This is a genomic window from Variovorax sp. PBL-H6, assembly GCF_901827155.1.
GTDB lineage: Bacteria > Pseudomonadota > Gammaproteobacteria > Burkholderiales > Burkholderiaceae_C > Variovorax.
Genome location: NZ_LR594659.1, coordinates 5,353,411 through 5,366,995, shown reverse-complemented (window position 1 = coordinate 5,366,995; position 13,585 = coordinate 5,353,411). Strand labels below are relative to the sequence as shown.

Annotated in this window: 13 protein-coding genes; 12 read left to right on the top strand and 1 reads right to left on the bottom strand. The window is 68.3% G+C overall.

Features of this window, described 5'->3' with window-relative positions; all coding sequences use genetic code 11:
• Nucleotides 1-46: 46 nt before the first annotated feature.
• Genes G3W89_RS25365 through G3W89_RS25335 form a run of 7 tightly spaced genes read left to right on the top strand, consistent with a single transcriptional unit; the run spans nt 47 to nt 8,261 of the window.
• Nucleotides 47-1,204 (top strand): ABC transporter substrate-binding protein, encoded by a 1,158-nt coding sequence (locus G3W89_RS25365; RefSeq protein WP_162576736.1) that lies wholly within the window; start codon nt 47-49, stop codon nt 1,202-1,204.
• Nucleotides 1,186-2,349 (top strand): ABC transporter substrate-binding protein, encoded by a 1,164-nt coding sequence (locus tag G3W89_RS25360; RefSeq protein ID WP_443083185.1) that lies wholly within the window; start codon nt 1,186-1,188, stop codon nt 2,347-2,349. The genes G3W89_RS25365 and G3W89_RS25360 overlap by 19 nt, the downstream gene beginning before the upstream one ends.
• A 17-nt stretch (nt 2,350-2,366) precedes the next feature.
• Nucleotides 2,367-3,668 (top strand): aromatic ring-hydroxylating dioxygenase subunit alpha, encoded by a 1,302-nt coding sequence (locus G3W89_RS25355; protein WP_162576735.1) that lies wholly within the window; start codon nt 2,367-2,369, stop codon nt 3,666-3,668.
• Nucleotides 3,665-4,129 (top strand): aromatic-ring-hydroxylating dioxygenase subunit beta, encoded by a 465-nt coding sequence (locus G3W89_RS25350; RefSeq protein WP_162576734.1) that lies wholly within the window; start codon nt 3,665-3,667, stop codon nt 4,127-4,129. Before G3W89_RS25355 ends, G3W89_RS25350 begins: the two co-directional genes overlap by 4 nt.
• Before the next feature lie 46 nt (nt 4,130-4,175).
• Nucleotides 4,176-5,321 carry an ABC transporter substrate-binding protein gene (locus G3W89_RS25345; RefSeq protein WP_443083216.1) on the top strand — a complete coding sequence of 382 codons (1,146 nt, stop codon included), beginning with the start codon at nt 4,176-4,178 and terminating at the stop codon, nt 5,319-5,321.
• Nucleotides 5,322-5,361: 40 nt separating this feature from the next.
• Nucleotides 5,362-6,417 (top strand): branched-chain amino acid ABC transporter permease, encoded by a 1,056-nt coding sequence (locus G3W89_RS25340; RefSeq protein WP_162576732.1) that lies wholly within the window; start codon nt 5,362-5,364, stop codon nt 6,415-6,417.
• Nucleotides 6,414-8,261 carry a branched-chain amino acid ABC transporter ATP-binding protein/permease gene (locus tag G3W89_RS25335; RefSeq protein ID WP_162576731.1) on the top strand — a complete coding sequence of 616 codons (1,848 nt, stop codon included), beginning with the start codon at nt 6,414-6,416 and terminating at the stop codon, nt 8,259-8,261. Before G3W89_RS25340 ends, G3W89_RS25335 begins: the two co-directional genes overlap by 4 nt.
• A gap of 245 nt (nt 8,262-8,506) precedes the next feature.
• On the opposite strand, the gene G3W89_RS25330 is transcribed toward G3W89_RS25335, so the two are convergent.
• The gene (locus G3W89_RS25330; protein WP_162576730.1) at nt 8,507-8,710 is read right to left on the bottom strand and encodes a hypothetical protein; all 204 of its coding nucleotides are present in this window, start codon (nt 8,708-8,710) and stop codon (nt 8,507-8,509) included.
• A gap of 221 nt (nt 8,711-8,931) precedes the next feature.
• Here G3W89_RS25330 and G3W89_RS25325 point away from each other — a divergent pair, with 221 nt between their 5' ends.
• The 5 genes from G3W89_RS25325 to G3W89_RS25305 are packed head-to-tail and all read left to right on the top strand — an operon-like array spanning nt 8,932 to nt 13,361.
• Nucleotides 8,932-9,663, top strand: coding sequence for an ABC transporter ATP-binding protein (locus G3W89_RS25325; RefSeq protein WP_162576729.1), 732 nt, complete (start codon nt 8,932-8,934; stop codon nt 9,661-9,663).
• The gene (locus G3W89_RS25320; protein WP_162576728.1) at nt 9,653-11,254 is read left to right on the top strand and encodes an ATP-dependent acyl-CoA ligase; all 1,602 of its coding nucleotides are present in this window, start codon (nt 9,653-9,655) and stop codon (nt 11,252-11,254) included. The genes G3W89_RS25325 and G3W89_RS25320 overlap by 11 nt, the downstream gene beginning before the upstream one ends.
• 4 nt (nt 11,255-11,258) lie before the next feature.
• Nucleotides 11,259-12,026, top strand: a complete 768-nt coding sequence (locus tag G3W89_RS25315; protein WP_162576727.1) for an SDR family NAD(P)-dependent oxidoreductase — start codon at nt 11,259-11,261, stop codon at nt 12,024-12,026.
• Between the two features lie 55 nt (nt 12,027-12,081).
• Complete coding sequence (locus G3W89_RS25310) at nt 12,082-12,858, top strand: SDR family NAD(P)-dependent oxidoreductase (protein WP_162576726.1); 777 nt, start codon at nt 12,082-12,084, stop codon at nt 12,856-12,858.
• The gene (locus G3W89_RS25305; RefSeq protein ID WP_162576725.1) at nt 12,855-13,361 is read left to right on the top strand and encodes a MarR family winged helix-turn-helix transcriptional regulator; all 507 of its coding nucleotides are present in this window, start codon (nt 12,855-12,857) and stop codon (nt 13,359-13,361) included. Before G3W89_RS25310 ends, G3W89_RS25305 begins: the two co-directional genes overlap by 4 nt.
• Nucleotides 13,362-13,585 lie beyond the last annotated feature (224 nt).

Sequence of the window (13,585 nt, the reverse complement as noted above, 5' to 3'; positions counted from 1 at the left end):
TTTCACAAATCATCTTCAGGCCCGCTTCAACTTCCGAAGGATCGTCATGAGAGTTCCAAGTCCCTTTCGCGCCCTGGCAGGCATCGTCCTCGGCATCGGCGCACTGAGCGCGGCCAGTGCCTGGGCCGCCGACTACAAGGTCGGCTTCATAACGTCCTTGTCGGGGCCGGTGTCCTCGCTGGGCATCCCCTACGACAAGGGCATGAAGGCCGCGCTGGCCTACAAGTCCGAGTTGAACGGCCGCAAGATCCAGTTGGTGCAGCTCGACGATGCCTCCGATCCATCGACCGCCGCGCGCAACGCGCGCAAGATGATCGACGAGGACAAGGTCGACGTCATCATCGGAACGGCCGGCTCACCCGGCGCACTGGCGATCGCCGCCGTGGCGCGCGAAACGAAGACGCCGCTGATCTCCATCGCCAATGCCAACCTGCCGGGCGAGGAAGGCGCATGGATGGTCACGCTGCCGCAGCCCGCCCCGCTGATGCTGAACGCGGTGGTCGACCAGATGAAGAAGTCCGGTGTGAAGACCGTTGGCTACATCGGCTTCTCCGATGCCTGGGGCGACCTGGTCTACGACGCGCTCACCAAAAGCGCGCCGGCGGCCGGCATCAAGGTCGTGAGCAACGAGCGCTATGCACGCGCCGATGCCTCGGTCACCGGCCAGGTGCTGAAGATCGTCGCGCTGCGTCCCGATGCGGTGATCACCGGCACCTCGGGCACGCCGGGCGCGTTGCCCTACCTCGCGCTCTCGGAGCGCGGCTACAAGGGGCAGATCTACGGCATGCATGCGCTGATCAACCCCGACTTCGTGCGCGTGGGCGGCAATGCGGTCGAAGGCCTGCTGGCGCCCACGGGGCCGGTGATCGTGGCCGAGCAGCTGCCCGACTCCAACCCGATCCGCAAGGTCTCGATGGACTTCCGTGCGGCCTACCAGAAGGCCAACGGCGCGGCGCCCACCGATGCCTTCTCCGCCTACACCTTCGACGCATGGCTGCTGTTCCTCGACGCCGCACAGCGCGCGAAGGGCGAGCCCGGCACGCCGGCGTATCGCGTGGCGCTGCGCGATGCCATCGTCAGCACCAAGGAGCTGGTGGGCACGCACAGCGTCTACAACTTCAAGCCGAACGATCGCTACGGCTCCGACGAGCGTTCGCGCGTCGTCGTCAAGCTTGAAAAAGGTCAATGGAAACTGGTCCCCTGAACATGAAGAACATCGCACGTCTCGTCGGCCTCACGGCCATTGCCCTGGCCGCCGCGCAGGCCACGGCCGCCGATCTCAAGATCGGCTTCATCAGCTCGCTGTCGGGGCCCGTTTCGGCGTTGGGCATTCCGTATGAGAAGGGCATTCGCGCCGCCATCGCCGAGCATCCGGCGCTGGCAGGCCACAAGGTCGAGCTGATCGTGCTGGACGATGCCTCCGACCCCACCACTGCCGGCCGCAATGCACGCAAGCTCGTGACCGAGGACAAGGTCGACGTGCTGATCGGCAGCTCGGGCGTTCCCAATGCGATGGCCATCGCCGCCGTGGCGCGCGAGCTCAACACACCGCTGATCTCGCCCACGCCGGTCACCATTCCCGGCCCCGAAGGCGCCTGGACGGTGACGGTGTCGCAGCCCTTCCCGCTGATGGTCGCGGGCGTGGTCGAGAAGATGAAGCAGTCGGGCGTCAAGACGGTGGCCTACATCGGCTTCTCCGATGCCCTGGGCGACCTGGCCTACGACTCGCTGGTGAAGAGCGCCGAGCCCGCCGGCATCAAGGTGGTGGCCAACGAGCGCTATGCGCGCACCGACTCCTCGGTCGCGGGGCAGGTGCTGAAGATCATGGCCAGCCGGCCCGACGCGGTCTTTGCCGGCAACTCCGGCACGCCCGGCGCGCTGCCTTACCTGAGCCTCGCCGAGCGCGGCTACAAGGGTCGGATCTACGGCACGCACGGGCTGATCAATGCCGACTTCGTGCGCGTGGGCGGCGCCTCGATCGAGGGCCTGCAGGTGCCCAGCGGCCCGGTCCTCGTGGCCGACCAGCTGCCGGCCGACAACCCGATCAAGAAGGTGTCGATGAACTTCCGCAGCGCCTACCAGAAGGTGCACGGCGCGCTGCCGACCGATGCCTTCTCTTCCTACACCTACGACGCCTACCTGCTGCTCGCCGATGCCGCATCGCGCACCAAGGGCGAGCCCGGTACCCCGCAGTACCGAACGGCGCTGCGCGATGCCATCGTGAGCACCAAGGAGCTGGTGGGCACGCACGGGGTCTACAACTTCAAGCCGGACGACCGCTACGGCTCCGACAAGCGCGCGGTGGTGGTGGTGCGCATGGAGAAGGGCCAGTGGAAGCTGGTGCCATGATTTCTCACGGTTGAGCCATGACACCCGAAGCGATCCGCGCGCTGGTCCAGGAGGACCGCGTGCACCGCGATCTCTACCTGAGCGAGGAATTGTTCGCGCTGGAGCAGGAGCGCTTCTTCGCCAACACCTGGCTTTACGTGGGCCATGCGAGCCAGGTGCCGAACGTCGGCGACTACTGGGCGCTGGAGCTCGCCGGCAGGCCCGTGATGATGGTGCGGCAGGCCGACGGCGCGGTGCGCGTGTTCTACAACCGCTGCGCGCACAAGGGCAGCCGATTGGTCACGGACGAGAGCGGCAATGCGGGCAAGTTCTTCCGCTGCCCCTACCACGCGTGGACCTACAAGCTCGATGGCGCGCCGCTTGCGATCCCGCTCAAGTCCGGCTACGAAGGCACGCGGCTGAAGGAATGCGAATCGGGCCGTGGCCTCGTCGAGCTGAAGAACACGGCGGTCTACCGCGACTTCGTGTTCGTGCGTCTGGCCGATCATGGCCCCGGCTTCGAAGACTATTTCGGCGAGGTGCTGGGCGCGATCGACAACATGGTGGAGCGCTCGCCCGAGGGCCGGCTCACCGTGGGCGGCGGCGTGCTGCGCAACATCATCCATTGCAACTGGAAGATGTACCTCGAGAACATCAACGACACGGTGCATCCGATGTCCACGCACGAGTCGGCCACGCAGGCGGCCGACGCGCTGTGGCAGGGGCGCTCGCCGGACGAGCCCAAGCCGATGGCGATGGAGCAGATCCTGCCCTTCGGCTCGGGCTACGACTTCTTCGACAAGATGGGCGGGCGCGTGTTCGCCAATGGCCACAGCGTCCTGGGCATCAACTTCAGCATCCACTCGAACTACGCGCAGATGCCTGACTACGAGGCAGCGATGCGCGAGGCACACGGCGCGGAGCGGGCGATGGAAATCCTGCAGCGCTCACCGCAGAACTCGGTGCTCTTCCCCAGTCTCTCGGTCAAGGGCTCACCGCAGGCCATCCGGGTGATTCGCCCGTTGGCCGCAAACCGCACGCTGATCGAGGCCTGGAGCTTCCGCGCGGCAGGCGCGCCGGACCTGCTCTTCGAGCGCGCGATGACCTACAACCGGCTGGTCTTCTCCCCCATGTCGGTCGTGGCGCACGACGACGTGCACCTGTTCGAGAGCATGCAGCGCGGCCTGGCGGCCGAGGGCAACGAATGGGTCAGCCTGCATCGCAACTTCGATCCGGCCGAGCTTGCCCAGGACACGATCAGCACCAACGGCACCAACGAGCTGCTGATGCGCAACCAGTTCCGCGCCTGGGCCAGGTACATGACGGAGCCCTCTGCATGAAAGAGGCGCAGGACTTCGTCGCCCATGAGGCGGCCCTGCTCGATGCCGGCCGCTTCGACGAGTGGCTCGCCCTCTTCGCCGACGATGGCCACTACTGGGTGCCGTTGCAGGGCGCCGCGCAGGCCGATCCGCTCTCGCACAACTCCATCGCGTATGAAGACCGGCTGCTGCTGCAACTTCGCATCGAGCGCCTGAAGAATCCTCGCGCCCACTCGCAGCATCCCCGAAGCCATTGCCAGCACGTGCTGCAGCGCTCGGTGATCGAGCAGGACGACGAGGCCGGCCTCTCGCTCTCCACGCCCTTCATCTACGTGGAAGCGCGCGGCGAAGAGCAATTGCTGCTTGCCGGCACCTGCCGCCACCTGCTGGTGCGGCACGGCGAGGGCTTCCTGATTCGGCAGAAGCGCATCGACCTGCTCAATGCCGGCCGCGCGCTGCACGCCATCCAGTTGTTCATCTGACCCATTCCACCCACCCTCGAGGAGCCCCGACATGACGAAGAGCTTGATGAAGACCCTGGCGCGCAGCGCGCTGGCCACGGCCCTGGCCGCCGGATTCGCGATCACCGCGCTCGCGGCCGATCTCAAGGTGGGGCTCAGCGTCTCGCTCTCCGGGCCGAACTCCTCGCTGGGCGTTCCCTACGCCAAGGGCATGCAGGCCGCGCTCGCCTACAAGAGCGAGGTCAACGGCCGCAAGATCCAGCTGATCGTGCTCGACGACGGCTCCGACCCGACCACCGCCGGGCGCAACGCGCGCAAGCTGGTGGACGAGGAGAAGGTGGATGTGCTGATGGGCACGTCCGGCGTGCCGGCCGCGATCGCGATGGCGCAAGTGGGCCGCGATGCCAAGGTGCCGATGATCGGCCTCACACCGATCCAGCTCGACCCCGCGGAGAACGGATGGGTCTTCACCGTCGCGCAGCCCACGCAGCTGATGATCGACGCGGTGGTCCAGCGCATGAAGAGGGACGGCGTCAAGACCGTGGGTTACATCGGCTTCTCCGATGCCTGGGGCGACCTGGTCTACAACGCGCTGATGAAGTCGGCGCCCGCGGCCGGCATCAAGGTGCTGGGCAACGAACGCTATGCGCGGGCCGATGCCTCCGTCACCGGCCAGGTGCTCAAGCTGCTGGCGATGAAGCCGGACGCGGTGATGACCGGCGGCGCCGGCACGCCGGGCGCGCTGCCCTTCCTGGCACTGAGCGAGCGCGGCTTCAAGGGGCCGATGTATGGCCAGCACGGCTTGATCAACCCCGACTTCGTGCGCGTGGTCGGCGCTGCCGGCCAGGGCGCGCTGATGCCCACCGGCCCGGTGATCGTCGCGGAGCAACTGCCGGACGGCTACCCGACCAAGAAGATCGCATTGGATTTCCGCGCCATCTTCCAGAAGGTCAACAACGCGCCCACCAGCGACGCTTTCTCCGCCTACTCCTTCGACGGCTGGCTGGTGTTCACCAACGCTGCGGCGCGCGCCAAGGGCGAGCCGGGCACGCCGGAGTTCCGGCAGTCGCTGCGCGACGCCATTGCCAGCACCAAGGAGGTGGTGGGCACGCACGGCGTCTACAACTTCAAGCCGGGCGACCTGTACGGCGTGGACGAGCGCGCACGCGTGATCGTGAAGCTCGACAACGGCCAGTGGAAGCTCGCGAACTGAAGCCCGCGAGCGGCAGCGGAATGAAGCGGAGGACTCTTCAATGACACCCGATGTGGCACTGATCCTGGGCATCGACGGCCTGGCGAACGGCGCCGTCTATCTCCTGGCCGGGCTGGGGCTGGTGCTGATCTTCTCGGTCACGCGCGTGGTCTTCGTGCCCTTCGGCGATGTCGCGGCCTTCGCTGCGCTGTCGCTGGCCGCCTTCGAAACGGGGCGCGTGCCGCCCACCATCGGCCTGGTGCTGGTGCTGACCGCGCTCGCGCTGGCGACCGAGGTCGGCAGCCTGCTGCGGCGCGGCGAGAGCGCGCGCATCCCCAAGGCCCTGCTGGGCTGGGGCGTGCTGCCGCTCGTTCCCTGCCTGCTGGCGTGGCTGGCGAGCCGGCCCGGCGTGCCGGCGCCGCTGCACATCATCTCGACGGTGCTGCTGGTGGTGCCGATCGCGCCGCTCCTGTCGCGCGTCGTGTTCCAGCCGATCGCCGATGCCTCGGTGCTGGTGCTGCTGATCGTCTCGCTGGCACTGCACTTCCTGCTGTCGGGCCTGGGCCTGCTGTTCTTCGGCCCCGAGGGCTCGCGCACGCAGCCGCTGGCGGGCGGCGCGATCACGCTCGGCGACGGCTTCACGGTGAGCGGCCAGGTGGTCCTGATGGTGGCCGCAGCGGTCGTGCTCAGCGGGCTGTTCTTCCTGGTGTTCGAGCGCACGATCGCCGGCAAGGCGCTGCGCGCCACCGCGGTCAATCGCGTGGGCGCGCGGCTGGTCGGCATCCGGCCGGCGCGCACGGCGCTGCTGGCCTACGGCTGCGCCTCGCTGCTGGCCGGGCTGATCGGCGTGCTGATCGCGCCGGTCACCACCATGTATTACGACTCGGGCTTCATCATCGGCCTCAAGGCCTTCGTGGCGGCCATCATCGGCGGGCTGGTGAGCTACCCGATGACTGCGATCGGCGCTCTGGCGGTGGGCGTGGTGGAGAGCTTCGCCTCGTTCTGGAGCGGCGCGCTGAAGGACGTCATCGTCTTCAGCCTGCTGATTCCGGTGCTGATGCTGCGCTCCTTCATGAGCGTGCATGCGGAAGAGGAAGAAGAGGAGGTGGACCAATGAGCACGGCACAAACGACCGAAGGTGCGGTCCCCGTGAGCGGCACGCCCGCAGGCACATCGACGAGGCGCCTTCCCACGCGTTTGCTGTGGATCGGCCTCGTCGTCGTGGTGCTGGCGCTGGTGCCGCTGCTGGCGGGCAACTTCACGGTGTCGCTGCTGAACGATATCGGCATCGGCGCGCTGGTGGCGCTGGGCCTCGTGCTGCTGACCGGCATCGGTGGGGCGACCTCCTTCGGGCAGGCGGCCTTCGTCGGCATCGCCGCCTATGCAACGGCCTGGCTCAGCACCGCGCAGGGGCTGTCGCCCTGGCTGGGTCTGGTGTTCGCGTTGGGCCTGACGGGGCTCTCGGCGCTGGCGATCGGCATGCTCACGCTGCGGTTGGGCGGGCACTTCCTGCCGCTCTCGACCATCGCGTGGGGGCTGTCGATCGCGATGTTGTTCGGCAATGTCGATGCATTGGGGCGCCACACGGGCTTGTCGAATATTCCGGCACTCAGCATCGGCGGTTGGTCGCTGGCCGATCCGAGCGCCATCTACTACCTCATCTGGGCTCTGGTCGGCCTGGCCATGCTGTTCAGCCACAACCTGCTGCAGTCGCGGCCTGGCCGCGCGATCCGAAGCCTGCGCGGCGGCGCCATCTTGCTGGCCAGCGTGGGGGCCGATGCGTACCGCGTGCGGCTCACGCTGTTCGTCACGGCCGCGCTGTTCGCCGGCCTCGCGGGGTGGCTCTACGCGCACATGAACCGCTTCGTGAGCCCCTCGCCCTTCGACGTGCGCGCCAGCATCGAGTACCTGCTGATGGCCGTGGCCGGCGGGCTCGGGCACCTGGCCGGCGCGCTGGTTGGCTCGGCGCTGGTGCTGATCCTCAAGAACGGGCTGCAGGACGTGCTTCCGCTGCTGACGCAGCGTGCCGGTCAGCTGGAGGCGGTGGCCTTCGCCACGATCTTCATCCTGCTGCTGCACTTCGCGCGCGGCGGGCTGATGGGCTTCGTGCGGCGCTGGAGCCACAAGCGTGCGCGTGCGCAGGTGCCACGGGAACCCATGGCGGCGGTCGAGCCGTTGCCGCATCGCACACTGCCGGAGCGCGGTTCGTCCATCCTCTCGGTCGCGGGGGCCGTCAAGCGCTTTGGCGGACTGGTGGCGGTGAACGACGTGAGCTTCGAGGTGAAGGCCGGCGAGATCATGGGCCTGATCGGGCCCAACGGCGCTGGCAAGTCGACGATGTTCAACCTGCTGACGTGCACCTTGCCGATGACGGCCGGGAAGGTGCGCTTCCTCGGCCATGAGATCGCCGGCATGCCGCAGCGCAAGGTAGCGCGGCTGGGGCTGGCGCGCACCTTCCAGCACGTCAAGCTGCGGCCGCACATGACGCTGCTGGACAACGTCGCGCTCGGTGCCTATGCACGCACGGGCGCGGGTGTGCTCAAGGCAGGTCTGCGGCTGGACCGCGCCGAGGAGCGCCAGGTGCTCCAGGAGGCGCAGCGGCAGCTGGATCGCATCGGGCTGGGCGAGCGGGCGCACGAGCTCGCGGGGAGTCTGCCGTTGGGGACGCAGCGCATCCTCGAGATTGCGCGTGCGCTGGCGGCCGACCCGGTGCTGCTGGTGCTGGACGAACCCGCCGCAGGGCTTCGGCGCAAGGAGAAGATGGCGCTGGGCGACCTGCTGCGCAAGCTTCGCGAGGAGGGCGTGACGATCCTGATCGTGGAGCACGACATGGACTTTGTCATGAAGCTGGTGGATCGGCTGGTGGTGATGAACTTCGGATCGAAGCTGGTGGAGGGCGTGCCGTCTGCCGTGCGGGCGGATGAGCGGGTGCAGGCGGCTTATCTGGGGAGCGTGGTATGAGCTGGGACTTGCTCCCTCTTCCTCTGGGGGAGGGTTGGGGTGAGGGCACCGGGGTTGCGATTCGTACGTTGCGCTCTATCAAAGGCAGGAGCCGGGGGGTCGTCCCGGCGGCCGAGTCACTTTCTTTTGCTTCGCCAAAAGAAAGTAACCAAAGAAAAGGCGACCCCACTGCGCGCGACCCTTCGCTTCGCTACGGGCAACCTGCGGTGCTCGCTTTTCGCGGGGTCCGCGCAAACTCGCTGCGCTCAAACACGCGCGGCCCTGATCCGCGAAAAGCTGCGCTCCTCGGCACGCGCAGAGGGGATTGGGGAACGGTCGGGCCATTGCTTCGCTCGGCCAACAACGGCCTCGCTGCGCGAGGCCTGGAACAGGTGCGTCCTTGTGCGCCCGAACGTGAGCATGAGCACGGCCATGGCCATGGCCATGAGCACGAGCTTGAGCATGTGCATGTGCATGTGCTGCGTGTGCTGCGTGCGCGCGAGAGTCAGCGTGAGAGAAGACCCGGAGTGACTCGGCCGCCGGGACGACGCCCCGGCTCAGGCTTCAAATCAACAGCAACGTACGAATCAAGCGCCCGGTGCCCTCACCCCAGCCCTCCCCCAGAGGGAGAGGGAGCAAGACAAGCGGGAGCAACACACCCCGAAGTGACAAGCCAAGAGAAGGCCTCCAAATGACCGCGATGCTCGAAATAGGCGACCTTCATGTGTCTTACGGTCAGGTCGATGCGGTTCGCGGCGTCTCGCTCAACCTGGAACACGGCCAGATCATCTCGGTCATCGGCCCGAACGGCGCAGGCAAGACCACGCTGCTCGCTGCCGCCATGGGCCTGCTGCCCTGCAAAGGGGTGCTGCGCTTCGAGGGCGAGGACCTGCACGGGCTCGACGTGGAGGCGCGCGTCGAGCGCGGCCTCTGCCTGGTGCCCGAGAAGCGCGAGCTTTTCGGCGAACTCAGCGTGCTCGACAACCTGCAGCTCGGTGCCTTCGGCAGCAAGCTGCGCAGCGATGCCCTGAAGAAGCGGCTGCAGTCTGTCTACGACCGCTTCCCGCGCTTGGCCGAGCGCCGCGCGCAGCGCGCCGACACGCTCTCGGGCGGCGAGCGGCAGATGCTGGCGGTGGGTCGCGCGCTCATGTCGGCGCCGCGCCTGCTGATGCTGGACGAGCCCAGCCTGGGCTTGGCGCCGCTGATCGTGCGCGACATCCTGGCCATCGTGCGCAAGCTGCGTGAGGACGGCGTCTCCATCCTGCTGGTCGAGCAGAACGCGCGCGCGGCACTGGAGAGCTCGGACCACGGCTATGTGCTGGAGACCGGCGAGATCGCGCTGACCGGCGCGTCGCAGGAGCTGGCCAGTGATCCGCGCGTGCAGGCCACCTACCTCGGCGGGGGCACGAACGATGACGACTGAGCGCCCCGCCAGCCCGCTGCCGCCCTCGCAACGCACGCTGCCCGCGATGCTGGAGCGCCAGGCGGCGCGCTTCGGCGAGCGGCCGTTGCTGCGCATGGCGGGGCGGTCATGGACGCACGGAGATGCGCAGCGCGCGGCGGGCGCGCGTGCCGCGGCGCTGGCGCAGGCCGGCGTGCAGCGCGGGGACCGCGTCGCGCTGATGAGCGGCAACCGCATCGAGTTCCTCGAAGTCTTTCTCGGCTGCGGGTGGCTGGGCGCGGCGATGGTGCCGATCAACACGGCCTCGATGGGGCCGCAGATCGAATACTTCCTGCAGAACAGCGAGGCGAAGCTGCTGGTCATCGAAGCGGCCTTTCTCGAGCGCTTGCTGGCCGCAGATCTGGCGCGCACTTCTCTGCGCGAGATCTGGGTGCTGGATGGGCACGCCGGCAATGCGCCACCGGACGTGCGCACGCTGCCCTATCCCGCAGCGCGCGAGGCCCTGTTGCCGGCGGCGATGCAGCCCGGAGACCCGCTGGCCATCCTCTACACCTCCGGCACGACCGGTCCGGCGAAGGGGGTTGTGTGCCCGCATGCGCAGTACTACTGGTGGGGCGCCAACAGTGCCGATGTGCTCGGGGTCGGGCCCGAGGACTTGTTGTGCACCACGCTGCCCCTCTTTCATATCAACGCGCTCAACACCTTCGCGCAGGCGGCGCTCACCGGGTGCGAAGTGGTCTTCGAGCCCCGCTTCTCGGCATCGGGCTTCTGGCCGTCGATGCGGGCCTCGGGCGCGACGGTGGTCTACCTGCTGGGTGCGATGGTGCCCATCCTCCTGGCGCAGCCCGAAGGACCCGGCGAGCGCGACCACCGCGTGCGCGTCGGGCTGGGACCCGGCGTACCGGAATCGGCGGCCCTGGCCTTCCTGGAACGCACGGGCGTGCGGCTGCTGGAGGGCTATGGTTCCACCGAGACCAACTTCGCCATCGCCACCGCGCCCGATTCGCCGCGCGGCGGGGTGATGGGCTGGCTGCGCCCCGGTTTCCAGGCGCGCGTGGCGGATGAGCACGACGTTGCGCTGCCGGACGGCGAAGCCGGCGAACTGCTGCTGCGCGCCGACGAGCCGCATGCCTTCGCGAGCGGCTACTTCAACATGCCGGAGAAGACGGTCGAAGCCTGGCGCAACCTGTGGTTTCACACGGGCGACCGTGTTGTGCGCGAGGCGGACGGGGCTTTCCGCTTCGTCGACCGCATCAAGGACGCGATTCGCCGGCGCGGGGAGAACATCTCTTCCTTCGAGGTCGAGCAGGTGCTGCTGAGCCATCCGGGTGTCGCCGCCTGCGCGGTCTATCCCGTGCGCTCCGAGCTGGCCGAGGACGAGGTGATGGCCGCGCTGGTGGCGCGCGAGGGCGAGCGCCTCGAGCTGGCCGAGCTGCGCGCCTTCTGCGAGGCCCGGCTGCCGTACTTTGCCCTGCCGCGCTATGTCGACCTGCTGCCGGACCTGCCGCGCACCGAGAACGGCAAGGTGCAGAAGTACAAGCTGCGCGAGCTCGGCGTGACTGCCGCGACCTGGGACCATGGGCCCGGCGGGCGAGCGCCGGCCAAGGGCTGATGCCATGTCGACGCGTACCGCGCTGTTCTCCTTGGACGGACGCTCGGCCTTCGTGACCGGAGCAGGGCAAGGGCTCGGTGCGGCGATCGCGCGCGGGCTGGCCGAGGCCGGCGCCTGCGTGATGCTGACCGACATCGATGAGCAGGCGGCCGAGGGCGTGGCAGCCGGCTTGCGCGACGCAGGGCACGAGGCCAGCGCGATGGCGCTCGACGTGCGCGATGAGGCCAGTTTCCAACTGTGCTTCGACGCCGCCGTGCAGCGCTTCGGCGGCGTCGACGTGATGGTCAACAATGCCGCCCGCACACCTTCGACTTCGCTCTGGGACATCGACGTTGCGGAATGGGACGAGGTGCTGGCTGTCAATCTGCGCGGCAGCTTCTTCGGCTGCCGCCTCGCCGGGCGCCACATGCGCGAGCGCGGCACGGGCCGCATCGTCAACCTGGGCTCGATCGCCGGGCAGCAGGCGAGCGCGGCGACCGGCGTGCACTACGCCGCCTCGAAGGCGGGCGTGGTCGCACTCACCCGCGCTTTCGCGCAGGAACTCGCGCCGCACGGCGTCACGGTGAACGCACTGGCGCCGGCGGCGGTGCGCAGCCCGGTGCTCGAGGCGATGGACGAGAGGCAGCGCCGGACGCTTGCCGCGGGTATCCCGGTCGGACGCTTCGGCGAGCCGGAAGAAGTGGCCGCGGCAGTGGTCTACCTGGCCTCGCCCGCCGCGGCCTTCGTGACCGGTGCCACGCTGGACATCAACGGCGGACGCCTGATGCGCTGAGAGGGCGCATGCCATCGCCGACCATGGAACGTTTTCAGGACTGGACACTTCAGGTATGCAAGCACATTCAATGACGGGCCGCCACGTGCTCGTGACCGGTGCCGCACGCGGCATCGGTGCCGAAATCGCGCGCGCGCTGGCAGCGGAGGGCGCAGCCCTGACCCTGCTCGGGCGCGACCGCGCCGCACTGCTGCGCGTGGTCGGCTCGCTGCCCGGCAGCGGCCATGGCGTCGTGACCGCCGACGTGGCTGATCCCGAGGCGGTGGCAGCGGCCTTCGCGCAGGCGCGGGCCGAGCGCGGGCCGGTCGCGATTCTGGTCAACAACGCCGGCGCGGCCGAGAGTGCGCCCTTCCTGAAGACATCGGTCGCGCTGTGGCAGCGGATGCTGAACGTCAACCTGACGGGCAGCTTCCTCTGCGCCCAGGCGGCGCTGCCGGGCATGCTCGAAGCAGGCTGGGGCCGCATCGTCAACATCGCGAGCACGGCGGGGCAGAAGGGCTACGCCTATGTCAGCGCCTACACGGCGGCCAAGCACGGCGTGATCGGGCTCACGCGCTCGCTGGCGATGGAGGTGGCACGCAAGGGCGTGACGGTGAATGCCGTCTGCCCGGGCTATACGGACACCGACATCCTGCGCGACAGCGTCAGCAATGTGGTCGGCAAGACGGGGCGCAGCGAGGCCGAGGCAATGGCGGAGTTCGCTGCGGTCAACCCGCAGCGCCGCATCGTGCAGCCGGCCGAGGTGGCGGATGCGGTGCGCTGGCTGTGCGGGGAGGGCGCTGCGTCGGTCAACGGGCAATCGATCTCGGTCTCGGGCGGCGAGGTCACATGAAACAGAACGACGCTTCGCATGCGCTCTTGAGCGACGCGCAGGAGCTGGGCCACGAGGCCCGTGCCGGCACCGGCGACCATGCGGTCCTCAAGCTCTGGCTGCGCATGCTGGCCAGCACCACACAGGTGGAGGCCGAGATCCGCAAGCGGCTGCGCGAGAACTTCGACATCTCGCTGGCGCGCTTCGACTACATGGCGCAGCTCTACCGCTACCGCGAAGGCCTCAAGATGCGCGTGCTGTCGCGCTACCTCATGGTGACGGGCGGCAATGTCACGGGGCTGACCGACGAGCTCGAGCGCGAGGGCGTGGTCCAGCGCTCGGCGAGCCCGGAAGACCGCCGGGCCTGGATCGTGAGCCTGACGCCCAAGGGCCGCCGCGGTTTCGAGGCCATGGCGAAAGCGCACGAGGAATGGCTGCTGGAGCTCTTCGCGGGCCTGGATGAGAAGGCGGTGCACCAGCTGTATTCGCAGCTCGGGGCGCTGCGCGTGCACCTCGTGCGCTAGCATTCTTTTGTCTTGCGGAAGTCCCTGGGATAAACTCGCGCCTCCATGTTCATTCATCACGTCAATCAGACAGGTCAAGGCGGCCGGGGAGCCTGGCCTTGGCGCACGCCATCGTTGCAGCCTGTTTGATTGCACGGCGCACGCCGTGCGCCCACGGCCGAGGTCCATCGCGACGCGGCCATCTCTCATGTGAATGACACTGGCGACCACGTGGTGTCGCCGGC